Raw genomic sequence first — 23,297 nt, forward strand, 5'->3', positions numbered from 1 at the left:
GTACGAGCGTGTGTGGCTGCTCCTACGACCATGTCCCGAAGTGGCTGGTGAGGGGGCCCGGTGATGGGCCGAACGGGCGACGGGCCCGGGGCGGGACCGCCCGGCCGCCGTGGGGCCGTACGGGTGACGGCCGCTAGCGAGCCGTCGCGGTCACCCGCTCGCTCTCGATCCGCCGGGCGAGCGCGTCGTCGTCCAGCCGGTCGAGATTGCGGCACAGCACCACGGAACCGCCGGCCGCGAGAGGCGCGTACAGGCCCGCGGCCAGGCCCTCCCAGGTGTCGTACGGGCGGGCCGACAGCAGGCGCGAACCGGGTCCCGTCAGATCCAGCCCGGGAGCGTCGGCGCGGGCCTGCTCCACGACCTCCGCACCCGTGTAGGCGGCCCCGGCGACGATCAGCGCCCGTTCCTCCGGATCGACGGGCGCGTACGGCGCGAACCGGTCGCCCTGGCTCGGCACCTCCACGGCGTAGTCGGCGTACCCCGCGGGCGGTGCCGGGAAGCGGCGGCCGAGCGGTGCGAGCGAGAGGGCGATGCGCTCACCCGGGCAGGCGAGCCCGGCCTCGAAGTGCCCGGGACCCGCGACGACGTGGTCGGCGGCGGCCGGGTCGCCCCCGACGTCCGCGACGACGCCCACCGAGGAGCAGGCGAGCAGCCACACCGCCGTCTGCCAGTGCGCGGGCAGCAGCAGCGCGACCCTCTCGCCGGGTTCGGCGGACAGTTCGCCCTGGAGCAGGTTGGCGGTCTTGGCCACCCAATTGGCGAAGGTGGCCACGGACAATTCGACGCGTTCGCCCGTCGCGTCGTCGTAGAAGGTCACCAAAGGGCGCGCCGGGTCCGCGGAGAGCGCGGATCGCAGCAGGTCGGCGGGGGTGCGGTCGGTGGCGTTCACGCGCGCAAGCGTACGCGGGGGCGGCGCGCGGCACGGAGCGAGCGCGCCACCGGTTCGGCCGAGCGCGTTCCGACGGTCCGTCAATTCCGCGATGGACAGATATGTATGACTATGTTCAGGATCAGGAGCATGCGTGGATTCCTTGCTTCCTCGGTCGGCGTCACCTGCGCGGCCGCTCTCGCCCTTCCGCTGGCCCTGCCCGCCCCGGCGCAGGCCGGTCCGTCGGCGGTGACGGCCGAGGCCGCCACCCCCGGCGCCACCCAGTCCCTGCCCCTCGTCCCGCTCACCCGTGAACGGGCCCTTCGCCCGTCGGCACCGGAACAGGGCCTCGCCCGCCGGGACGTACGGCCGTTCTCCCTGGTCGGCGTCGTCTGGGACGACCCGGACGCGGAGTTGGACGGCCGGGTCCAGGTCCGCACCCGGGAGACCGGCACCGGCCACTGGACGGACTGGCAGGACGTCGAGACCCACAACGACGAGCACGCCGCCGACCCGGACACCCCCGAGGCCGCCTCGCGCCGGGTGCGCGGCTCCACCGCCCCGCTGTGGGTGGGCGACTCGGACGGCGTCGAGGTCCGCGTCGCCGCGGACCGGGCGGCGGCGGCCGCGGAAAGCCCGGGAGAGGGCGCGCGGGAGAGTCCGGGGGAGGAACGCGCGACCGCCCCGGTGGCTTCCCCGCTGCCCGGCGGCCTGCGCCTGGAACTGGTGGACCCCGGTGGAGATCCCCCCGGCGCGGACGCACGGACGGCCGGGCGGGCCGGGGGCGCGCCCTCGGGGGTGCGGGCCAAGGGCGTACGCGCGGGGGTCTCGGACGGGGACGCGGTGGCCGGCCCCGAAATGGGCGCCACCGAGATCGCCGCGCTCTCCCGGCAGGAGACCGAGCGCGAGTACTTCCCCGAAGACGTGACGGAGCGGCGCGCGATGCCGTACATCGGCCCTCGCCCCGAGATCATCACGCGGCGCGGCTGGGGCGCGAACGAGAACCTGCGCGAGCGCGGCTTCGTCTACACGAAGTCGGTCAAGGCGGCCTTCGTGCACCACACGGCGTCGGGCAACAAGTACAGCTGCTCGCAGGTCCCTTCGATCATCCGCAGTATCTACCGCTACCACGTGGTGAGCAGCGGGTGGCGTGACATCGGCTACAACTTCCTCGTCGACAAGTGCGGAAACATCTACGAAGGCCGGGCCGGAGGCGTCGCCAAGGCGGTCATGGGCGCCCACACCCGCGGGTTCAACACGAACAGCATGGGCATCGCCGTGATCGGCAGTTTCGGGAAGACGAAGCCGACCGACGCCGCCCTGAAGGCCATCGCCCGGCTCACGGCATGGAAACTCGGCCTCTACGGTGCCAATCCGCGTGGCAAGACATACCTGAAGTCGGCCGGTGGCAATCTCTACCGAAAGGGAAAGAACGTACGACTGAATGTGATCTCCGGCCATCGGGACGGGTTCGCCACGGAGTGTCCCGGACGGCTTCTCTACGGGAAGCTCGGCTCGGCCAGGACGACGGCGGCCCTCTACCAGGGCCGGTAGCCAGGACCCGGAACCGGTCGGGCCGACACGGCTCGGCCCGACCGGTTCGGCCGGGATCACCTGACGTCACGACAAGGCCCGTCGAAGGACACCGCACGGCCATCGAAGGCGCCATCGAACGGTCTGCATACACTGGCCGGCCGAAAGACAGTTCGGCCGGTCCCGGCAGGAAGCAGAGACGACAGGTGACAGAAGCGATCCTCCTGGTCGGCGGCAGAGGCACCCGGCTGCGCCCTCTCACGGTGCACACGCCCAAGCCGATGGTCCCGGCGGCCGGGGTCCCCTTCCTCACGCACCAGCTGGCGCGGGCGCGCGCGGCGGGCGTCGAGCACATCGTGCTGGCGACCTCCTACCTCGCCGAGGTCTTCGAGCCGTACTTCGGTGACGGTTCCTCGCTGGGCCTCCACATCGAGTACGTCACCGAGGACGAGCCGCTCGGCACGGGCGGCGCCATCCGCAACGTGGCGGCCCGGCTGCACTCGGGCCCCGACGACCCGGTCCTGATCTTCAACGGCGACATTCTCACGGGCCTGGACATCCCGGCCCTGGTGGCGACCCACGGGACGACGGGCGCGGACGTCTCCCTGCACCTCACCCGGGTGGAGGACCCGCGCGCCTTCGGCCTCGTCCCCACGGACTCCACCGGCCGCGTCACCGCGTTCCTGGAGAAGCCGCAGACCCCCGAGGAGATCGTCACCGACCAGATCAACGCGGGGGCCTACGTCTTCCGCCGCTCGGTCATCGACACGATCCCCGAGGGCCGCCCGGTCTCGGTCGAGCGCGAGACCTTCCCGGAGCTCCTGGCCACCGGCGCCCACCTCCAGGGCATGGTGGACTCCACCTACTGGCTGGACCTGGGCACCCCGCAGGCCTTCGTCCGCGGCTCCGCGGACCTCGTGCTCGGGCGCGCCCCGTCCCCGGCGGTGCCCGGCCGCTGCGGCGACCGTCTGGTCCTGCCGACGGCCACGGTGGCCCCCGACGCCAAGCTCACCGGCGGCACGGTGGTCGGCGAGGGCGCCCGCATCGGCGAGGGCGCCCGGATCAGCGGCAGCACCGTCCTGGCCGGTGCCGTCGTCGAGCCCGGCGCGGTCGTCACCGACTCCTTCGTCGGCGTCGGCGCCCGCATCGGCGAACGCACCGTCCTCACCGGCGCGGTCATCGGCGACGGCGCGGTCGTCGGCGCCGACAACGAACTCCGCGAGGGGGTCCGGGTCTGGTGCGAAGCCCGCATCCCGGCCGGCGCCCTGCGCTTCTCGTCGGACCAGTAGGAAGACCTGTGCACTGACCCGGGAGGGGCTGGAACACAGTTCCAGCCCCTCCGACGCGCTCTCAGCCCCCACACCCGGCCCGCCAAACGCGGGGCGCAGGCTTCAGCCGCTGTACTCGTCTCGCCCAGCGCGGGGCGCAGGATTCAGCTCCCGCACCGTGCCCGCCCACTGCGGGGCGCGAAATTCAGCCCCTCCGGCGTTTGAGGAGCGGGGTCCGGGGCGGAGCCCCGAGTACGGGAAGGGCAGGGGCGGAGGGGGCGAAAGCCTGCCGGGCGCCGGGCGCCGAGGAGCCACCCCGGGCGCCCGGGGTGGCGGCCGGCAGGCGGAGCGCCGGAGGAGGCGGCGGCGAAGCCGGGTCCGGCTAGAGGCGCCCGATGTCTCCGCGAGGCATCTTCGGCGTACGCCGCGGCGGCGTACGCCCGGCCAGCAGAATCAGCCGAGCGGCCCGATGCCGCTGCCCGGCATAGGGCTCCAGCAACTCCAGCATGACGGAGTCGTCCGCGTCCCGGTCCCCCGCCAGCGCGTACCCGATGATCCCCGGCAGATGAAGGTCCCCCACGGTCACACAGTCCGCGGCGCCGTGACTGCGCTGCACGACCTCCGCCGATGTCCACGGTCCGATCCCGGACACCAGCTCCAACCGCCGCTGCGCGCGTACGGGATCGAGGCCCACGGCCTCCTCCAGCCGCGCGGCGACCCGTACGGCCCGCAGGATCGTGGCGGCCCGCTTGTCGTCGACCCCGGCCCGATGCCACTCCCAGGAGGGGATGAGGGCCCAGGTCCGCGGTGCCGGCATGACGTACATCCGCTCGGGGGCGGGTCCCGGCGCGGGTTCGCCGAACTTCCGGACGAGCAGCCGCCACGCCCGGTACGCCTCGTCCGTGGTGACCTTCTGCTCCAGGACGGACGGGATCAGCGACTCCATCACCAGGCCGGTCCGCACCAGCCGCAGGCCGGGCCGCCGGTGCCGGGCGAGCGCGACCAGCCGATGCCGTGGCGCGAAGGCGCCGGGATCGTCGGCGGCGCCGAGCAGTTCGGGGAGCCGGTCCAGCAGCCACTCGGCCCCCGGCCCCCAGGCCTCGCCCCGGACCACCTCGCCGCGCGGCGCGACCCGCAGTGTCCCGGGCCCGGCGGGCGTACGGCTGGTGCGCCACACGGAGCCGTCGGGTGTCGTCCGGAACGTCGGATCGCCGGGACCGCGTCGGAGCGGCCCGAGTACGAGCCCGAGATCGAGCGGCCCGGCCGGCTTCCAGGTACGGGTGTGTCCGGGCCCGACCGTCTGGCGGGGCACTCCACCCGGCACGCCGCCCGGTGCTTCACCGGGCACCACGACATGCCCGCCGCGCACGGTCGTACGCGTCGGCCGGGGAGCGAATCGTCCAGACACGGTCGAGGTCCTAGAGCTACTCGGGGGTGCCCTACGAGAGTAGGCGCTCAGCCGCCGTCAAAGCCGCCCTCCACGCGGAACCGCGGCAGCGGCCCTTCCTGGCCGGTTCGGCGGACTCCGCCGAACCGCCCCGAGAGGGCGCCCCCGCGGTCTCCGGCGGATCCAGGATCCCGGGTCCCGCGGACCTGGCGGGAGCGGTGCCGCCGCCGGTTCGGCGAACCGCGCCGAACCGGCTGGAGCGGCGCCCCGTCCGATCAGCGGACCTCGACGAAGTCGGCCGCGTCCCGTGCCGGACGGGCCCGCGGTTCCTCCGCCGCGTGCCCGACGGCCACGGCCCCCATCGGGTCCCAGTTCGCCGGCAGCTCCAGCACCTGGCGCACGACGTCACGGCAGAACATCGTCGAGGACACCCACGCGGAGCCCAGCCGCTCCCCGGCCAGCGCGACCAGGAAGTTCTGCACGCCCGCCCCGGTGGCGACCACGAACATCTCGCGCTCGGCGCCGTCGCGTCGTACATCGCCGTAGGTGTGCGACCCGTCCATGACCAGGCACGGCACCACGAGATACGGCGCCCCGCGCAGCACATCGCCCCGCCGGACCCGTTTGGCGACGGACTCCTCGCTCTTCCCGTCGCCGCGCAGATCCGCGATCCACGCGTCCCGCATGGCGTCGAGCAGCCGCGTCCGCGACTCCTCGGACTCCAGAAGCACGAACCGCCACGGCGTGGTGTGGTGCGGCGCGGGAGCGGTCACCGCGGCGGCGACCGCCCGGCGTACGGCACCGGGGTCGACGGGCTCGCCGGTGAAGGTCCGTACGGTACGCCGCTGGGTCACGGCCTCCCGGACGGCCTCGGAGGTGCCCAGCCGGAACATGTCGTCCCGCGCGTCGCGCACCATCGCCCGCGCCCCCGTGCCGTCGCCCTCGGCCACCAGATGCGCGAGCCCGCGCACCACGGCGACGGGCAGTCCCGAGGACTTGCCCTTGACCAGGTCACCGGCGGCGGCGAGCTCGTCGGCGGTGGCGACGACGGTCGCGCTGAGCGGATTGCCGTGCGTGTCGCTGCCGCCCCGCAGATCGTCCAGCACCTGGACGCCGGCGGCGCCGATGGCGACGTCGGTGAGCCCGGTGCGCCAAGGCCGTCCGAAGGTGTCGGTGATCACGACGCCGACGTCGACGCCGAGGGTGTCCCGCAGTCCCTCGCGGACCGCCCTCGCGCTGGCGTCCGGGTCCTCGGGCAGCAACAGCACCGTCCCGGCGGGGGTGTTGGAGGCGTCGACCCCGGCGGCGGCCATCACGAGACCCTGCCGGTTCTCGACGATCCGCAGGGGGCCGCGCCGCGCGACGACCCGGACGGTCTCGGCGTCGATCGCGGCCTCGCGGTCGGCGGCCTCGATCGTCCGGCCCTCGGCCTTGGACACGATCTTGGAGGTGACGAGGAGCACGTCCCCGTCGACCAGGCCGGGCTCGGCCGCCGCGATCAGCTTCGCCAGGTCGTCCCCCCGGCGCACCTCGGGGAGTCCGTCCAGCGCCCAGACCCGGTAGCCCGCGCCTGAGGGCCGTCCCGGGCGTCCGCCACCGGTGTGCCGTCCCGCGTTCTCCGCGTGCTCCGGGTCGCCGGGCACCGCCGTGTCCTGGGTGCTCATGACGTCCGCACCTCCTCGGCCAGCGTCAGCGCCTCGTGTGCCATCCGCGCCGTCGCGTCGAGGTCGGACATCATCAGCGGTACCGCCCGGCAGCGGATGCCGGCCGCCTCGACGCGCTCCACCGCGGAGGCGTCGACCGTGTCGACGAGCCAGCCGTCGAGGAGGCCCGAGCCGTAGTGCTCGGCGACCGCGGCGGCGGTGGACTCGACACCCACCGCGGCCAGCACCTTGTCGGCCATCCCGCGCACCGGCGCGTCACCGACGATGGGGGAGAGGCCGACGACGGGCACGCCCGCCTCGGCGATGGCCTCACGGATGCCCGGCACGGCCAGGATGGTGCCGACCGAGACGACGGGGTTGGACGGCGGGAAGAGGATGACGTCGGCCCCGGCGATGGCTTCGAGGACACCGGGCGCGGGCTTCGCCTGCTCCGCGCCGACCGGCACGATCGCCTCGGCCGGCACGGAGGCCCGCAGCCGTACCCAGTACTCCTGGAAATGGATCACCTTGCGCTCGCCGGCGGCCCCGGCCGGGTCGCCCTCCGGCAGCGTGACGGCGACATGGGTCTCGACACGGTCGTCGGACATGGGGATGAGGCGCACGCCCGGCTTCCACCGGTCGCACAGGGCCTCCGTGACGGCGCTGAGCGGATAGCCCGCGCCCAGCATCTGCGTCCGCACGATGTGCGTCGCGAAGTCGCGGTCGCCGAGCCCGAACCACTCGGGCCCGACCCCGTACGCCGCGAGCTCCTCCTTGAGATGGAAGGTCTCGTCGGCCCGCCCCCAGCCCTGCTCCTCGTTGATGCCGCCGCCGAGCGTGTACATCACCGTGTCGAGGTCCGGGCAGACCTTCAGCCCGAAGAGGTGGATGTCGTCGCCGGTGTTGCCGATGACCGTGATGTCCGCGTCCGGCACGGCCCGCTGGAGACCACGCAGGAACCGGGCACCACCGATACCGCCTGCCAGAACCACAATGCGCATGGGGTTCAGTCTCTCAGGCGGGTACGACAACGCGTCAGCCGGTTACGAGACCCGGCGAGGCCGGTCCGTGCTCCGGGGCGGACGCGTCACACGGTTTCGGCGACCGCGCAACGGGCCGCGTGCATCGGCATGTCGGTAAGACCCGGGTAATAGACGTGCAGACTGACGGCGGGTTCGAGCGAGTCGTTGACGACTTCGTGGACGTACCCGGGCGCGAATACGCGCTGCGCGCCGGAGCCCAGGGCGCGCGTGCCGCGCTCGGTGTGTTCGGTCAGCGCGCCGTCCAGCACGGTCAGTACGCCGGAGGAGCCGCCGTGGTCGTGCGGCCCGCTGCCCTGTCCGGGCACCCAGGACAGCAGCCACACCTCGTACCCGGGCCCCGTGCGCAGCCGGTGGTACCAGCGCGAGCCGGCGTCGTACCGGACGAGGTGCTCCCACTGGGAGGGGTCGGCGGCGATGGAGCGCGCCAGGCCGGCGAACTCGGCCACGGTGGAGGGGTGTTCGCGCGGCGGCTGGAGCAGGTGCGGAACTTCGAGGATGTCGCCGGCGATCTGGAGGTCGCTGTCGCTGTTCATGGATGCGGTGGTTCCTCGGCGGAAGAGTGCTGGGGTGTCGCTGGCCGTTCCGCCCGGGTCACGAGCGGGGATTCCGCCCGGGTCAGGAGCGGGGGAGGAGCCCTGGTGCGGGCGGTGCCCCCGATGCGGGGCGGGGGGTTCGCCTCAGTGGTGGCGAGGCAGCCGGAGCGCGGTGGGGCTCAACAGCTGGGACAGCAACAACAGCTACAGCGCGCGCGGGCAGCACCGTGGGACCCGGCGGTGCGGGTCGAGGTGGGTGCCGAGTTCGCGAGCATGCCCACAAGGACACCGGTTCACACCTCGACTGTCAACTGCATGTCCGGTATGTGGGAGATGTTTCACCACATCCGGTTCATCTGGCAGGCGAAAGGTTTGTTCAGGAGCCTCCCCGGACACATGGCGCACAACCGGGTGAACAAACCTCGCCGCGGCCCCGTGATCTAAATGTGATCAGATTCGCTTCGGGGTCTGCGTCGGAACGAGATCGAACTCCTGGACGTCCTCCCCTGCGAGGAGTGGGCGTCTGACCTGGACCTCTTGGGCCGTCAGGGTTTATGCCGATTTGAACACTTTCCGCATAGCCTTGGTTCCGCAGAGTGAATAAGGGGCCCAATAGCAGATCTCGGCTTGACTGGCCCGGATCGGCACACTTGTAATTTCACTCGTGTCGTTCAGCCGAAATCGGTAACGGCAGCATCACGGGGACGCGAAAGACAGACGAGGGGCGCACATGACCGAGCTGGTGCAGCAACTGCTGGTCGACGACGCGGACGAGGAACTCGGCTGGCAGGAGCGCGCGCTGTGCGCCCAGACCGACCCCGAGTCCTTTTTCCCCGAGAAGGGCGGCTCCACCCGCGAGGCCAAGAAGGTCTGCCTCGCCTGCGAGGTCCGCTCCGAGTGCCTCGAATACGCACTCGCCAACGACGAGCGGTTCGGCATCTGGGGTGGTCTGTCCGAGCGGGAGCGGCGTCGTCTGAAGAAGGCCGCTGTCTGAGAACAGACGTACGCGCAAGCGGACGCGGAACAGTAGTCCGTGCACGTGGGTGCCGCCGACCAAACGGCACACACTCTTACGTAAGGAACGGCCCGTCGCCGGTGGGTTATCCACAGGCGGCGGGCCGCCGTCTTTCTCAGCCGTTAGTGTGGGCCCTCGTCCGAGACGTCCCGCTGTCCCCGCCGGACACAGACGTCCACCGCAGTCCATCGAACCGGGGCCCGTACCTCGATGTCCGTGCACAGCCATTCGGCAGCCCGTAACGACGCCGCTGCCGCCCCTGAGTTCCCGCGCCACGTCGTGACCGCGGTGCTCGTCTCCCATGACGGCGCCCGCTGGCTGCCCGAGGCGCTCGCCGGGCTGCTCGGCCAGGACCGTCCCGTGCAGAACGCGGTCGCGGCCGACACCGGCAGCGCGGACGAATCCGCCCAGCTGCTCACCGAGGCGCTCGGCGCCGACCGCGTGCTGCACCTGGCGCGCCGCACCGGCTTCGGCCAGGCCGTCGAGGAGGTGTCCCGCACCACCGGCGAGCTGACCCCGGACGACCTGCCGTACCTCAAGCGTCCGAGCGGCTGGGACCCCGTCACCCGTAGCTGGCGCGACGACGCCTACGACCTGCCGGACCTCCCGTACGGCGAACCCGAGCAGTGGTTCTGGCTGCTGCACGACGACAGCGCCCCGGAACCCGACGCCCTGGCACAGCTGCTGCGCGTCGTGGAGAACGAGCAGGAGGCCGGCCAGGACGTGGCCATCGTCGGCCCCAAGCTCCGCGGCTGGTACGACCGCAGGCAGCTCCTGGAAGTCGGCGTCACCATCGCCAACTCCGGCCGCCGCTGGACCGGTCTGGACCGCCGTGAGCAGGACCAGGGCCAGCACGACCACGTCCACCCCGTGCTCTCCGTGTCCACCGCCGGAATGCTGATCCGTCGCGATGTCTTCGAGGAGCTCGGCGGCTTCGACCGCCGGCTGCCCCTGATGCGCGACGACGTCGACCTGTGCTGGCGCGCCCAGGCCGCTGGCCACCGGGTCCTCGTCGCCCCGGAAGCCGTCGTACGGCACGCCGAGGCGGCCTCCCGCGAGCGCCGGGCCGTCGACTGCGTGGGCCGCACCTCCGCGTCCCCGCACAAGGTCGACAAAGCGGGCGCCGTCTACACCCTCCTCGTCAACGCCCGCACCGCGCAGCTCCCCTGGATCCTGATCCGGCTCGTCCTCGGCACCCTGCTGCGCACGGTCGCCTACCTCGTGGGCAAGGTCCCCGGACAGGCCGTCGACGAGATCCGCGGCCTCCTGGGCACCCTGCTGCGCCCGGAGCGGATCATCGCCGGCCGGCGCAGGCGCGGTCGCCCACAGGTCGACAAGGGCGAGCTGCGGGCCCTGTTCCCGCCGCCCGGCGCCACCGTGCGGGCCACCTTCGAGCAGGTCGCAGGCAATCTGACCAACGGCTCCGACGCCGACCTCGTCACGGGTGCCGGACGCCACGGAGGCGCCGTCGAGTCCGGACCCGGCGGCGACGACGGCGACTTCCTGGAGATCGAGCAGTTCGCCCGGATCAAGCGCATCGCGCGCAACCCCGGCCCGATGCTGTTCCTGGTGCTCCTGTTCGTCTCGCTCCTCGCCTGCCGCCAACTGCTCGGCGGCGGAGCCCTCTCGGGCGGCGCGCTGCTGCCCGCGCCCGCGGACTCCTCCGAGCTGTGGGCGCGGTACCTCGACGGCTGGCATCCGGTCGGCGCCGGGAACACCCAGTCCGCCCCGCCCTACCTCGCGATCGTCGCGATGCTGGCCTCCGCGCTGCTCGGCTCCACGGGACTCGCGGTCACCGTGCTCCTTGTGGGGTCCGTGCCGCTGGCCGGCTTCGCCGCGTACTTCGCCTCGCGACCGCTCGTCGAGTCGCGCCTGCTGCGCGCCTGGGCCTCCGTCGCCTACGCCTTCCTGCCCGCCGCCACCGGCGCGCTCGCGGGCGGCCGCATCGGCACCGCCGTCCTCGCGATCCTGCTGCCGCTCATCGCGCGGGCGGGCGTCGCGGCGAGCGGTCTCGCCCACGGCTCCCGCGCGCGCGGGAGCTGGCGCGCCACCTGGGCGTACGCCCTGCTGCTGACCTTCACCACGGCGTTCACCCCGATCGTGTGGCCCATCGCGCTGGTCCTGGGCGTAGGCCTCCTCGTCGTGCGCCGCAGGGAGATCCCCGCCTACGGACCGCGCTTCCTGGCCCAGCTCGGCACCCCGCTGCTGGTGCTCGCCCCCTGGTCGCTGAGCCTGCTGCCGTTCGGCTTCTTCGGACAGGCCGGACTGGAGTACGGCGGGGGAGCGGCCTCCCCGTTCGACCTGCTCGGCGCCAGCCCCGGCGGGCCGGGCACCGTCAGCGGACTGATGCTCTTCGGCATCGTGCTCGCGGCGCTGGCCGCCCTGCTGCGCACCGAGCGCCAGGCGGGGATCCGGACCGCCTGGGTCGTCGCCGTCGTGGCCCTCGCCTTCGCGGTCCTCTCCAACCACTCCACCTGGGCCGGTCCCGCGACCCTCGTCTACGGCCTCGCGCTTCTGGCCGCCGCCGCGGTCGGCTCCGACGGGGCACGCGCGCGTGTGGCCGAGCAGAGCTTCGGCTGGCGCCAGCCGGTGGCCGCGCTCATCGCCTTCGCCTGCGCCGCGGGCCCGCTGCTCCTCGCCGCGGGATGGATCATCCGCGGTGCCGACGGACCCGTGGAGCGCCGCGACCCGGTGCAGGTGCCCGCGTTCGTCGCCGAGGAGAGCGGCACCCGTGACCAGGCGCGCACCCTCGTCCTCGACAGCGACTCGGCCGCCAAGGTCGGCTATGTCCTCGTCCGCGGTTCCGGCGCCCGGCTCGGCGACGCCGAACTCGCCTCGGCGGACGGCGAGAACAAGAAGCTCGACAAGGTCGTCGCCAACCTCGTGGCGGGCTCCGGCGCGGACCAGGCCGACGAGCTCGGCGGCTTCGCCGTGCGTTACGTCCTGGTCCGCAAGGGCGCGCCGCGCGACGTGAGCCGCGTCCTGGACGCCACCACGGGCCTGACCCGGCTGAGCCAGCAGGACGGCAGCGCCCTGTGGCGGGTCGACCAGCAGGTCTCGCGTGCCGCGATCGTCCCCGCGTCGGGCGACCCGGAGTCCATCGCGGCCGGGCCGGTCGACGTGCACACCACCATCCCCGCCGGGGCCGACGGCCGCGTGCTGCGTCTGGCCGACAGCGCCGAAGCGGGCTGGACGGCGACCCTGGACGGCAAGCCGCTCACCCGGACCACGGTCGACGGCTGGGCCCAGGGCTTCGAACTGCCCGCCGACGGCGGCAGGCTGGACGTCACCTTCGACGCCCCGCTCAGTCACACCGCCTGGCTGTGGGCGCAGGGAGCGCTCGCCCTCGTCCTCGTGGTGCTCGCCCTCCCGGGGCGGCGCCGGGACGTGGACGACGACCTTCCCGAGGAGGAGGCCGTGCCCGTCCAGGACGTGACGGGCGACGGCCGCCGTGCCCGCCGACTGCGTGCCCAGGCCGAGGCGGAGGCCGAGTCCGAGGCGGAGTCCGGGGCCGAGCAGTCGGACGAGGACTTCGACGGGGCGTACGCCGCGGACGAGGACGAGGAGGTCCAGGCCGCCGCGGTCCCGCAGCAGGGGGCGTACGGCGAATGGGACAGCCCGAGCTACGCGGGCGCCGAGTACGACACCTACGGCGGCGAGCAGTACGAGGGGCAGCAGCAGTACCCGGCGGGCACCTACGAGCAGCCGTACCAGGCCGACCCCTACCAAGGCGGCCAGTACGACCCGTACGCCTACGGGGGCACGGCGGCCTACGACCAGACCTACGGTCAGGCGTACGACGCGAACGGCCAGGCCTTCGACCCCCGGGGCCAGGGCTACGACACGGGCGAGCAGGGATACGACCCCGCTTACGACCCCACGCAGCCCCGGCACGGCACCGACAATGAGCGCCCCGACGGGAGCCGGCAGTGAACCGCACGACCCTGTCCCTGATCGCGGCGGCGACCGCGCTCGCCGCCGTCACCGGATTCGCGACCCTCAGGGCACCCGACAACTCCGGCCCCACCACGGCCGGAACGGCCGCGCGGCTGCCCGTGGAGCGCACCAGCCTGCTCTGCCCACAGCCGAGCACCTCGGACATCGCCGACACCGCGTACACGTCCTTCACGCCCGTCGCGGAGGGTGCGAGCCGCAGCGGCAAGGCCCAACTCCAGGCCGCCACCGAGGAGTCGGCGGACGCCGCCGGCGGCAAGAAGAGCGGCGGCAAGGCCGCCAAGCCCGTCGTCCGGCCCAAGGAGCCGGGCAAGCCCGCGGCCGGTGACACCTCGGGTGCCGACGCACCCGCGCTGGTCGGCCTCGCGTCGGGCAAGTTCGCGCCCGGCTGGACGGTCCAGGAGACCACGGAGGTCGTCGCGGGCAACGGACGCGGCCTGCTCGGCACCAACTGCACCGCTCCCGACACCGAGTTCTGGTTCCCGGGAGCCAGCACCGCCGCGGCGCGCACCGACTATGTGCACCTGACCAACCCGGACGACTCCGCGGCCGTCGTCGACATCGAGCTGTACGGCAAGGACGGCGCCCTCAAGTCCACGGTGGCCGACGGGATCACGGTCCAGCCGCACGCCAGTGAGCCGATCCTGCTGAACACGCTGGCAGGCGATCCGCAGACCGACCTCACCGTGCACGTCACGGTCCGCAGCGGTCGCGTCGGGGCCGCGGTGCAGGCGCTGGACGACAAGTCCGGCGGTGACTGGCTGGCCGCGGCCGGCGATCCCTCGGGCAGCCTCGTCATGCCGGGTGTCCCCAAGGACGCCACCTCCGTGCGCCTGGTCGCCTTCGTGCCCGGCGACACGGACGCCGACCTACAGGTGCGGCTCGCCTCGCCCTCGGGGCTGATCACCCCGGCGGGGAACGAGACGCTGCACGTGAAGGCCGGCATGACCTCCGCCGTCGACCTCGGGGACGTCACCCGGGGCGAAGCGGGCTCCGTGGTGCTCACACCGACCGGCTCGTCCGTGCCCGTCGTCGCCGCGCTGCGGGTGGTGCGCGGCAAGGGCGCCGCCCAGGAGACCGCGTTCATTCCGGCCACGGCCCCGGTCGCCGCGCGCGCGACGGCCGCCGACAACAGTGCCAAGGGGTCCACGCTCGCCGTGACCGCCCCGGCCGGGGAAGCCACGGTCAAGGTCACCGCGTCCGCGGGCAGCGGGGGCGGTACGGCCGTCTCGAAGACGTTCACCATCAAGGGCGGGACCACCGAGAACGTCGCGGCACCCGTCCCGAGCGGGCTCAAGGGCACGTACGCCCTCACCGTCGAGCCGGTCTCCGGAGGCCCGGTCTACGCCTCCAGGATGCTCGCGGCGACACGGGAGGGCGTTTCCGGATTCACCATCCAGACCCTCCCGGACGACCGTGGGACGGTCTCGGTGCCGCAGGCGGACCAGGACCTCTCGGTCCTGCTCAAGCAGTGATCCGGGTCCGGTGACGCACCCGGACCCGAGCGGTCCGGGTGCACGGGACCGGGACCTGGGCCACGCGCCTCGGGTCCGGGCGGTCCGGCGTCAGTCCTCGCCGTAGCGCGGATCGACCGTCTCCGGTGTCAGGCCCAGCAGTTCCGCGACCTGTTCCACGACGACCTCGTGCACCAGGGCCGCGCGCTCGTCGCGCCCCTTGGTGCGGATCTCGACCGGACGCCGGTAGACGACCACGCGCGCGGGAAGCCCCTCGCGCGCCGGGATCGTGCCGCCCAGAGGCACCGCCTCGTCGCTCCACGCCTCGCCCGAGCCTTCCAGGCGAGGGACTTCGAGGACCATGAAGTCGATGTCCGCGAGCTGCGGCCAGCGTCGTTCCAGCCGCTCCACGGAGTCCTGCACCAGGTCCGCGAACACTTCCGCGCGGCTCGCCGCGAGCGGCACCTGGGGTGGCGCCACGGGGCCGCGCATGCCCCTGCCATGGCGGTCACGACGGCGGGGGCCGGCTGCTGCGGCACGGGGCGGTACGGGGTTGTCCATCACTGACGAAGAGTAGTCCCCGCCCGGCCCGGCCGCCCGGCTCCACGCGGACCGCGCCGACGGGCGGGCGCACCGACGGCGAGCGGCGGTCGGATGTTCCGGATGACATCGGATGGCCATTCCAGCCAACCTTGAGCTCGATTCCGTATCGCTCCGAGACCGTCTCTGACATGGCAATTGACATGATTCGCACCAAGTGGTGAACGGATTCAGGTCTGTTCGGTATCCCGGCACCTGATGTCGCCCCAGGTCAGGCTCTGATGCCCGCAAAGCGGTGTGGGCCGTCTCACAGCACGACACGGTGGGGTGACCTGGGGGAGAGTCGTCGCGGCCCGCTCAAGAGTGCGGTACCGTCCCACCTCGTGAGCCTTGTACGTCGCTGTTCGCGCACCGCTTGCGGCCGTCCCGCCGTCGCGACGCTGACGTACGTCTACGCCGACTCGACCGCGGTCCTCGGCCCGCTCGCCACCTACGCCGAACCCCACTGCTACGACCTGTGCGCCGAGCACTCCGAGCGGCTCACCGCGCCGCGCGGCTGGGAGGTCGTCCGGCTCGCCGACTCCTCCGGTCCGGCGCGCCCCAGCGGCGACGACCTGGAGGCGCTGGCGAACGCGGTGCGCGAGGCGGCCCGTCCGCAGAAGCGCGCGGCGGAGGCCGGCGGCAGTGCCCGTTCGGTGGACCCGATGGAGGTCGCGCGCCGCGGCCACCTGCGGATTCTGCGCTCCCCCGACAACTGAGCGGCGTCCCGGGCGCCGGCACCCGCTTCTCGCCGCCCCGCTCGGTCCGTCCGCTCTCGTGGCCGCACTGCCCCTCGTCGTCGTACTCGTCCTGCTCGGCGACGTCCGGCCGAAGGCCCACCTGACGGGCCTGACGGGCCTTCTGGCGGCCTCACCGGTCGCCTGACTCGCGGGACGGCATGCCCGTGGACCAGACGCTCTCCAGCGCCGCTCAGGGCGCCGCGTTCGGCCTCTTCCCCATCCTGTGGATCGTCGTCAACGCCCTGTGGGTGTACCGGATGACCGTCCGTACCCGGCACTTCGACGTCCTGCGCCGCTCGTTCGGGCGGCTGTCGGACGATCCGCGCGTCCAGGCACTCGTGGTCGCGTTCTGCTTCGGCGCGCTGCCCGCGGCCCTCGCCGGTTTCGGCGCACCCGTCGCGATCTGCTCGGTGATGCTGGTCGCGCTCGGCTTCGACCCGGTGCGCGCGGTGGTCGTCGCGCTCGTCGCCAGCACCGCGCCGGTCGCCTCCGGCGCGACGGGAACACCGGTCGCGACCCTCGCCCAAGTCACCGGCCCGCCAATGGACTCCGTCGCCTCCCTGGTGGGCCGGCAGACCCCGCTGCTCGCGCCGGTCGTCCCGCTGGGCCTGGTCGGCCTGGTCGACGGCGGGCGCGGACTGCGGGACACCTGGTTGCCCGCCCCGGCGTGCGGAGTGGCCTTCGCCGCCGTCCAGTTCGCCGCCTCGAACTACGTCTCCGCGCAACTCGCCGACATCGGCGCCGCTTTGGCCAGTGCCGCCGCCCTGGTCGCCGTGCCGCACGCGTGCCCGCCGCCGGGTCCGTACGGGCATCGGTACCGACCGGCGCGCGCAGCGAGGAACCCGACGAGCAGGACCCGCCCCCGAAGTCGTGCGCGCCTGCACCCCCGTACGCCCTGATCGGCGCCCTCCAGGTGAGCGCCGCCCGGGAGTCGGGACTGTCGCCCGAACTCCTGGCCGCCGCCAACAGTTCGGGCGGTGTCCTCGGCAGGATGATCTCGCCACAGAACCTGACCATCGCCTGCGCGGCCTCGGCCTCGCGGGCCGCGAGGGCGACCTGCTGCGCAAGGTGCTGCCCTGGAGCCTCGGCCCGCTCCTGGTCACGTGTCCGATCGTTGCGGGACAGAGCTCGCCGGTCCTCTCCTGGATGCTGCCCTGAACCGGCTGCCGCCCTGAACCGGCCGCGGCTGTAACCCCGAGACGGCGGCGGACATCACCGCGTCGCGCTTCCGGACGGCTCGCCCACCGCGCCGGGACAGCGCCGGACCTGCCCGCGTCCGGTCCCCGACACTGCCCCGAGTCGGGCGGGTTTCCACCCGGTGACAAGGGCTGTTCCGCGTGTCACGGATGCGCTCCACTGGGGCTCGGCACCGCCCGCTGCCAGCCCGGACGGGTAGTTTGGGGTGACCGAAGTGGACTTCTGGAGGGTTGGCCGTGACTGCTGATCTGTCGCAGCTCGTGAAGGCGTATGACGTACGCGGGGTGGTTCCGGACCAGTGGGACGAGCCGTTGGCCGAGCTGTTCGGTGCCGCCTTCGTCCAGGTGACCGGAGCGGACGCCATCGTGATCGGGCACGACATGCGGCCGTCGTCGCCCGGACTGTCCCGCGCCTTCGCACGCGGTGCGGCGGCGCGCGGGGTCGACGTGACCGAGATCGGCCTGTGCTCCACGGACCAGCTGTACTACGCGTCGGGCGCGTTCGGCCTGCCCGGCGCCATGTTCACCGCCTCGCACAACCCGGCCCAGTACAACGGCATCAAGATGTGCCGGGCGGGCGCGGCCCCCGTCGGCCAGGACACCGGACTCTCCGAGATCCGCCAACTCACCGAGTCCTGGCTCGACTCCGGCGCCCCGGCCTCGGACGCCGCACCCGGAACGATCACGCAGCGGGACACGTTGGACGACTACGCGGCGTACCTCCGCTCGCTCGTCGACCTGACCTCGATCCGCCCCCTGAAGGTCGTCGTCGACGCGGGCAACGGCATGGGCGGACACACCGTCCCGACCGTCTTCTCCGGCCTGCCGCTCGACCTCGTCCCGATGTACTTCGAGCTGGACGGCACCTTCCCGAACCACGAGGCCAACCCGCTCGACCCGGCGAACATCGTGGACCTCCAGAAGCGTGTGCGCGAGGAGGGCGCCGACCTCGGCATCGCCTTCGACGGCGACGCCGACCGCTGCTTCGTCGTCGACGAGCGGGGCGAGCCGGTCTCCCCGTCCGCGATCACCGCGCTGGTCGCCGCCCGCGAACTCGCCAAGCACGGTGGCGGCACGGTCATCCACAACCTCATCACCTCCTGGTCGGTCCCGGAGGTCGTCCGCGAGCACGGCGGCACCCCGGTCCGCACCCGCGTCGGCCACTCCTTCATCAAGGCCGAGATGGCCAGTTCCGGCGCGATCTTCGGCGGCGAGCACTCCGCGCACTACTACTTCCGCGACTTCTGGAACGCGGACACCGGCATGCTGGCCGCCCTCCACGTCCTCGCAGCCCTCGGCGGCCAGGACGGCCCGCTCTCCGGGCTCGTCGCCGAGTACGACCGCTACGCGGGCTCCGGCGAGATCAACTCCACCGTCGACGACCAGGCCGCCCGCCTCGCCGCAGTCAGGGCCGCCTACGAGGGCCGCGAGGGTGTCACCATCGACGAGCTCGACGGTCTGACGGTCACAGCCGAGGACGCGTGGTTCAACGTCCGCCCCTCCAACACCGAGCCCCTCCTGCGGCTCAACGCGGAGGCCCGCGACGAGGCGACGATGACGCGGGTGCGGGACGAGGTACTGAAGATCATCAGAGGCTGAGCCCCGCACGGCCGGACCGGAGACCCGATACCGCCGACCTGGAACGGCCCGGCGGTCGGCCGCCGACGGGCCGACCCGCCGACCACCGGCGGGCACGGCACCCCGCGGGCACCGTCCCCCGGCCGACCGGTCGGCCGGGGGAGGGACGCAGTCACGGTGACGGACCCGGAGACGGGCCTCAGCCGCCCGTACAGCCGCTCCGCGCGCCTCACGAAACCGTGGGCGCACCCCGGCATCCGGCTTCCCGCAGCGGTACCCTGACCAGGCCGCATCCACCGTTTCGGAAGGACACCCCATGCCGCTCGAAGCCGGCCTCCTGGAGATCCTCGCCTGCCCGGCCTGCCATGCCCCGCTCAAGGAGCAGGAGACCGAGCTGATCTGCACCGGAGCGGACTGCGGCCTCGCCTACCCGGTCCGCGACGGCATCCCCGTACTCCTGGTCGACGAGGCCCGCCGCCCCGCTTGACCGACGCGGCCGCCCGGCGGACACGCGGCGCCGCGACCTCCGCGCGCGGGGCGCCGGCGGCGCCGTCCCCCGCTCACGGGCGTCCCGACGGCGCGGCAGGCCCGACGGCAGGCCACGACACCCGACGACAAGCGGCAGCGCCGCCGCCCGCACGGACGACGGCGACGCGGCCGTCCCGACCGGCGACCGGCGCACACCCGGCCGGTACCCGGTCCGACCCAGCGCCGCTCGGCCCCTCGCGCGAGCGACCCGTGCAAGCGAGCCCGGCGGCACCCGCGCAAGTGCCCCCCGGCGATCGGAGGCAACCGACCCCATGCTCGACGAATCGCTCCTCGACGATCCCGACGCGCTCACCCGGGCCGACCGGCGGGCCCTGCTCCGCGGCGCCGCCGAGGCGGGCGCCCGGGTACGCACCGCGGTCCGGCACGCCACCGAGGCCGGCATCCCCGAACTCAAGCCGGACGGCCGCCCGCGCGGCGTCCTGATCGCGGGCCCCGGCATGGCCGCCACCGGCGTCGCCGAACTGCTCGGCACCCTCGCCGGAGCGAGCTGCCCCCTCACCCGGCTCACCCCCACCGGCGTCGCTCCCGCCGGGGGAGCCCTGCGCTGGGACCTGCCCGGCTGGGCGGGCCCCGTCGACCTCCTGCTGATCGCCACCCCCGACGGCAGCGAGCCCGGCCTGGAACTGCTCATCGAGCAGGCCTACCGGCGCGGCAGCACCGTCGCCGCCGTGGCCCCCGTCGGCTCCCCCCTCGCCGAATGGGTGGAGGGCAGCCACGGCCTCTTCGTACCGATGGCGACCGCCCCGTACGACCAGGACCAGCCCCTGGCGGCCTCGGCCCCCGGCGTGCTGTGGGCGCTGCTCACCCCGCTGCTCGTCCTCCTCGACCGCACCGGACTGGTCTCGGCCCCGCCGGAAGCCCTGCAGAAGGTCGCCGACCGGCTCGACCGCGTCGCCGAGCGCTGCGGGCCCGCCATCGCGGCCTACAGCAATCCCGCCAAGACACTCGCCGTCGAGCTGGCCGAGGCGCTCCCGGTGATCTGGACCGAGGGCACCTCGGCCGGTCCGGCCGGCCGCCGGTTCACCGCCGCGCTCGCCGAACTCGCCGGCCGCCCCGCGCTCACCGCCGAACTCCCCGAGGCGCTCGCCTCGCACAGCGTGCTGCTCGCGGGCGCCCTCGCCGCCGGCGCGGACCCCGACGACTTCTTCCGGGACCGCGTCGAGGAGGCGCAGGCCCTGCACGCGCGCGTGGTGCTGCTCCGTGACCGTCCGATCGGCGGGATCAGCGCCGCGCCCGCCGCCCGCGAACTGGCCCTCAGCCACGACACCGCGATCAGCGAGCTCGAACCCGAGGAGGGCGGCGAACTGGAAACCCTCGCCGAGCTGATCGCCATCACGGATTTCGCCGCCGTTTACCTGGCGCTCGCTTCGGGGGCCTGATCTTGGGCGGGACCCCGCGGCAGGTGTCCGTCGCGGCCGGACCCCGCGGCCGGCCCTGACGCACGCGTCCCGGACAGCGCCCGCACGGAGCGGGCCCAGCAGCGCACGTATGGAGAACAAGACGCCGATGGACCGCCTCGACAACACCGTCCGCCCCTACGCCTGGGGTTCGACCACCGCCATCCCGGGGCTGCTCGGCGTGGAACCGACCGGCGAACCGCAGGCGGAGATGTGGATGGGCGCCCACCCGGGCGCTCCCTCGCGCACCGGGCGCGGTCCGCTCGACGAGGTCGTCGCCGAGGACCCGGAGAAGGAACTCGGCCGCGCCTCCGTCGCCAAGTTCGGCCCCCGCCTGCCGTTCCTCCTGAAACTCCTCGCCGCCGGAGCTCCCCTCTCCGTCCAGGTGCACCCCGACCTCGAACAGGCCCGGGAGGGTTACGAGGACGAGGAGCGCCGGGGTGTCCCGATCGACGCCCCGCACCGCAACTACAAGGACGCCAACCACAAGCCCGAACTGATCTGCGCCCTCACCGAGTTCGACGGCCTGTGCGGCTTCCGCGCCCCCGAGGAGACCGCCGCACTCCTCGCCGCCCTCGACGTCGACTCCCTCAAGCCGTACGTCGACCTGCTGCGCGCCCACCCCGAGGAGGCGGCGCTGCGCGAGGTCCTCACGGCGGTGCTGAGCGCCGACCCCGACGACATGGCCCGTACGGTCACCGAGACCACCGCGGCCTGCGACCGGCTCGGCGGCGCCTACGCCCCGTACGCCGACCTCGCCCACCACTACCCGGGCGACCCCGGCGTCATCGCCGCGATGCTCCTGAACCATGTCCGACTCCAGCCCGGCGAGGCCCTGTTCCTCGGCGCGGGCATCCCGCACGCGTACCTGAACGGCCTCGGCGTCGAGATCATGGCCAACAGCGACAACGTCCTGCGCTGCGGCCTGACGCCCAAGCACGTCGACGTCCCCGAACTCCTGCGCGTGGTCCGCTTCGAGGCGGCCGACCCCGGCGTCCTGCGCCCGGAGGCGTCCCCCGACGGCGAAGAGGTCTACGCGACCCCCATCGACGAGTTCCGCCTCTCCCGGTACGTCGTCGCCGAGGGCGCCGCCCCGCGCGACCTCACCCGCGAGACCCCGCAGATCCTGCTCTGCACCTCGGGATCCCTGCGCGCCGACGGCATCGACCTGACCCCCGGAGCATCGGTCTTCGTACCGGCCGGCGAAAAGGCCGAAGTGTCCGGTTACGGCACGATCTTCCGTGCGACAGTGGTGGCCTGACGGGACGACCGCACCGACCTGAGGCGCGTCGCCTGCGGACCGGGCTGCAAGAATGGCCCACCGCAAAGGGCGGGCAAAGCCCCGGACCCGGGTACGAGGGTACGAACGGGGTCCGGGCGGCGTACGAAGGGACAGCAGGAGCAGATGAGCGCTTCAGGCGGCACCAAAGCGATCGTGGCGGCACTCGGCGCCAACCTCGCGATCGCGGTATCGAAGTTCGTGGCGTTCGCGTTCAGCGGCTCCTCCTCGATGCTCGCCGAGGGCGTTCACTCGCTCGCCGACTCCGGCAACCAGGCACTGCTCCTGATCGGCGGCAAGAAGGCCCAGCGCGAGGCGACCCCGCAACACCCGTTCGGCTACGGCCGCGAGCGCTACATCTACGCCTTCCTCGTCTCGATCGTCCTGTTCTCGGTCGGCGGCATGTTCGCCGTCTACGAGGGCTACGAGAAGATCAAGCACCCGCACCAGATCGAGCACTGGTACTGGCCGGTGGGCGTCCTCATCTTCGCGATCATCGCCGAGGGCTTCTCCTTCCGTACGGCCATCAAGGAGTCCAACGAGCTGCGCGGCTCGCACTCCTGGTCCCAGTTCATCCGCCGCGCCAAGGCCCCCGAACTGCCGGTCGTCCTCCTGGAGGACTTCGGCGCGCTCATCGGTCTGGTCCTCGCGCTCTGCGGCGTCGGCCTCGCCCTGCTCACCGACAACGGCGTCTGGGACGGCATCGGCACGGTCTGCATCGGTGTCCTGCTCATCCTGATCGCGCTGGTGCTCGCCGCCGAGACCAAGTCGCTCCTGCTCGGCGAGTCCGCCGGGCCCGAGGACACCGAGAAGATCGAGGCGGCGATGGTCGACGGCGACACCGTCACCGGCATCATCCACATGCGCACGCTCCACCTGGGCCCCGAGGAACTGCTGGTCGCCGCGAAGATCGCCGTCCAGCACGACGACACGGCCGCCCAGGTCGCCACCGCGATCGACGCCGCCGAGTCCCGCATCCGCGCCGCCGTCCCGATCGCCCGGGTGATCTACCTGGAGCCGGACATCTACAGCGAGGCCGAGGCGGCCAAGGGCCCGGATCCCAGGGCGACCCCCGGCGGACCGACGCAGTCACCGGCCGACCACTGACACCACCCGCTTCGTACGTCACCGGGGCCCGGCCGAGATCTCGGCCGGGCCCCGGTGACGTACAGCCCACCGTTCGGCTCTGCCGTCCCGTTCCGCTCTCCGACTCGGCCGCCGGCTCCGGCCGTACGACCCTCCCGTCCAGGTCCGGGCCGCCGCCCACGCCGGCAACTCGGG

General features: G+C 73.2%; 17 protein-coding genes and 1 pseudogene. 12 read left to right on the forward strand and 6 right to left on the reverse strand.

Translation table 11 applies throughout. From position 1 onward, the window contains the following. Window positions 1-133 precede the first annotated feature (133 nt). Window positions 134-889, reverse strand: coding sequence for a TIGR03089 family protein (locus tag OHT01_RS23980; protein WP_328555178.1), 756 nt, complete (start codon window positions 887-889; stop codon window positions 134-136). A 129-nt stretch (window positions 890-1,018) separates the two neighbouring features. On the opposite strand from OHT01_RS23980, the gene OHT01_RS23985 reads away from it, so the two are divergent. Both OHT01_RS23985 and OHT01_RS23990 read left to right on the forward strand, forming a co-directional pair. Further along, window positions 1,019-2,422 (forward strand): peptidoglycan recognition protein family protein, encoded by a 1,404-nt coding sequence (locus tag OHT01_RS23985; protein WP_328555179.1) that lies wholly within the window; start codon window positions 1,019-1,021, stop codon window positions 2,420-2,422. Window positions 2,423-2,607: 185 nt separating this feature from the next. Next, a complete protein-coding gene (locus OHT01_RS23990; protein WP_328555180.1) occupies window positions 2,608-3,690 on the forward strand; it encodes an NDP-sugar synthase in 1,083 nt (360 codons plus the stop codon). 361 nt (window positions 3,691-4,051) lie between these two features. Here the strand turns inward: OHT01_RS23990 and OHT01_RS23995 are convergent, their stop codons facing one another. From OHT01_RS23995 to OHT01_RS24010, 4 genes are all read right to left on the reverse strand, one after another. Next, complete coding sequence (locus OHT01_RS23995; RefSeq protein ID WP_328555181.1) at window positions 4,052-5,077, reverse strand: DNA-3-methyladenine glycosylase family protein; 1,026 nt, start codon at window positions 5,075-5,077, stop codon at window positions 4,052-4,054. A gap of 254 nt (window positions 5,078-5,331) precedes the next feature. Further along, window positions 5,332-6,720 (reverse strand): coenzyme F420-0:L-glutamate ligase, encoded by a 1,389-nt coding sequence (locus OHT01_RS24000; protein ID WP_328555182.1) that lies wholly within the window; start codon window positions 6,718-6,720, stop codon window positions 5,332-5,334. Next, window positions 6,717-7,700, reverse strand: a complete 984-nt coding sequence (cofD, locus tag OHT01_RS24005) for a 2-phospho-L-lactate transferase (RefSeq protein ID WP_328555183.1) — start codon at window positions 7,698-7,700, stop codon at window positions 6,717-6,719. Before cofD ends, OHT01_RS24000 begins: the two co-directional genes overlap by 4 nt. A gap of 86 nt (window positions 7,701-7,786) precedes the next feature. Next, window positions 7,787-8,275: a cysteine dioxygenase gene (locus OHT01_RS24010; protein WP_328555184.1), complete on the reverse strand. Its 489-nt coding sequence runs from the start codon at window positions 8,273-8,275 to the stop codon at window positions 7,787-7,789. A 730-nt stretch (window positions 8,276-9,005) separates the two neighbouring features. On the opposite strand from OHT01_RS24010, the gene OHT01_RS24015 reads away from it, so the two are divergent. The 3 genes from OHT01_RS24015 (at window position 9,006) to OHT01_RS24025 (ending at window position 14,719) form a co-directional block, all read left to right on the forward strand. Beyond that, window positions 9,006-9,269: a WhiB family transcriptional regulator gene (locus OHT01_RS24015; RefSeq protein ID WP_003975777.1), complete on the forward strand. Its 264-nt coding sequence runs from the start codon at window positions 9,006-9,008 to the stop codon at window positions 9,267-9,269. A 231-nt stretch (window positions 9,270-9,500) separates the two neighbouring features. Continuing rightward, window positions 9,501-13,223 (forward strand): glycosyltransferase family 2 protein, encoded by a 3,723-nt coding sequence (locus tag OHT01_RS24020; protein ID WP_328555185.1) that lies wholly within the window; start codon window positions 9,501-9,503, stop codon window positions 13,221-13,223. Next, entirely contained in the window at window positions 13,220-14,719 is a 1,500-nt protein-coding gene (locus OHT01_RS24025) for a DUF5719 family protein (protein ID WP_328555186.1), read from the forward strand. The genes OHT01_RS24020 and OHT01_RS24025 overlap by 4 nt, the downstream gene beginning before the upstream one ends. Window positions 14,720-14,809: 90 nt before the next feature. Here OHT01_RS24025 and OHT01_RS24030 read toward each other — a convergent pair whose 3' ends face one another. Further along, window positions 14,810-15,259, reverse strand: coding sequence for a metallopeptidase family protein (locus OHT01_RS24030; RefSeq protein ID WP_328558240.1), 450 nt, complete (start codon window positions 15,257-15,259; stop codon window positions 14,810-14,812). 260 nt (window positions 15,260-15,519) lie between these two features. Between OHT01_RS24030 and OHT01_RS24035 the strand changes: the two genes are divergently transcribed. From OHT01_RS24035 to OHT01_RS24065, 7 genes and pseudogenes are all read left to right on the forward strand, one after another. Then, window positions 15,520-15,996, forward strand: coding sequence for a DUF3499 domain-containing protein (locus OHT01_RS24035; protein ID WP_328555187.1), 477 nt, complete (start codon window positions 15,520-15,522; stop codon window positions 15,994-15,996). Between the two features lie 58 nt (window positions 15,997-16,054). After that, window positions 16,055-17,175 (forward strand): annotated as a pseudogene (locus tag OHT01_RS24040) (L-lactate permease). Window positions 17,176-17,450: 275 nt separating this feature from the next. Beyond that, a complete protein-coding gene (locus OHT01_RS24045) occupies window positions 17,451-18,812 on the forward strand; it encodes a phosphomannomutase/phosphoglucomutase (RefSeq protein WP_328555188.1) in 1,362 nt (453 codons plus the stop codon). Window positions 18,813-19,107: 295 nt separating this feature from the next. After that, window positions 19,108-19,278 carry a Trm112 family protein gene (locus tag OHT01_RS24050; protein WP_078943765.1) on the forward strand — a complete coding sequence of 57 codons (171 nt, stop codon included), beginning with the start codon at window positions 19,108-19,110 and terminating at the stop codon, window positions 19,276-19,278. A 313-nt stretch (window positions 19,279-19,591) separates the two neighbouring features. Continuing rightward, window positions 19,592-20,719, forward strand: a complete 1,128-nt coding sequence (locus tag OHT01_RS24055; protein ID WP_328555189.1) for an SIS domain-containing protein — start codon at window positions 19,592-19,594, stop codon at window positions 20,717-20,719. A 127-nt stretch (window positions 20,720-20,846) separates the two neighbouring features. Next, window positions 20,847-21,998 (forward strand): mannose-6-phosphate isomerase, class I, encoded by a 1,152-nt coding sequence (gene manA / locus OHT01_RS24060; RefSeq protein WP_328558241.1) that lies wholly within the window; start codon window positions 20,847-20,849, stop codon window positions 21,996-21,998. Window positions 21,999-22,142: 144 nt separating this feature from the next. Continuing rightward, window positions 22,143-23,123: a cation diffusion facilitator family transporter gene (locus OHT01_RS24065; RefSeq protein ID WP_328555190.1), complete on the forward strand. Its 981-nt coding sequence runs from the start codon at window positions 22,143-22,145 to the stop codon at window positions 23,121-23,123. Window positions 23,124-23,297: the final 174 nt, after the last annotated feature.

The sequence above is a fragment of the Streptomyces sp. NBC_00358 genome (assembly GCF_036099295.1).
Lineage (GTDB): Bacteria > Actinomycetota > Actinomycetes > Streptomycetales > Streptomycetaceae > Streptomyces.

Bases quoted from the DNA above. Each gene is read 5' to 3' on its own strand.
- OHT01_RS23985 (WP_328555179.1), top strand. From the start codon at position 1,019: ATGCGTGGATTCCTTGCTTCCTCGGTCGGCGTCACCTGCGCGGCCGCT.
- OHT01_RS24000 (WP_328555182.1), bottom strand. From the start codon at position 6,720: ATGAGCACCCAGGACACGGCGGTGCCCGGCGACCCGGAGCACGCGGAG.
- cofD (WP_328555183.1), bottom strand. From the start codon at position 7,700: ATGCGCATTGTGGTTCTGGCAGGCGGTATCGGTGGTGCCCGGTTCCTG.
- OHT01_RS24010 (WP_328555184.1), bottom strand. From the start codon at position 8,275: ATGAACAGCGACAGCGACCTCCAGATCGCCGGCGACATCCTCGAAGTT.
- OHT01_RS24015 (WP_003975777.1), top strand. From the start codon at position 9,006: ATGACCGAGCTGGTGCAGCAACTGCTGGTCGACGACGCGGACGAGGAA.
- OHT01_RS24020 (WP_328555185.1), top strand. From the start codon at position 9,501: ATGTCCGTGCACAGCCATTCGGCAGCCCGTAACGACGCCGCTGCCGCC.
- OHT01_RS24030 (WP_328558240.1), bottom strand. From the start codon at position 15,259: ATGGACAACCCCGTACCGCCCCGTGCCGCAGCAGCCGGCCCCCGCCGT.
- OHT01_RS24035 (WP_328555187.1), top strand. From the start codon at position 15,520: ATGCCCGCAAAGCGGTGTGGGCCGTCTCACAGCACGACACGGTGGGGT.
- OHT01_RS24050 (WP_078943765.1), top strand. From the start codon at position 19,108: ATGCCGCTCGAAGCCGGCCTCCTGGAGATCCTCGCCTGCCCGGCCTGC.
- OHT01_RS24055 (WP_328555189.1), top strand. From the start codon at position 19,592: ATGCTCGACGAATCGCTCCTCGACGATCCCGACGCGCTCACCCGGGCC.
- manA (WP_328558241.1), top strand. From the start codon at position 20,847: ATGGACCGCCTCGACAACACCGTCCGCCCCTACGCCTGGGGTTCGACC.
- OHT01_RS24065 (WP_328555190.1), top strand. From the start codon at position 22,143: ATGAGCGCTTCAGGCGGCACCAAAGCGATCGTGGCGGCACTCGGCGCC.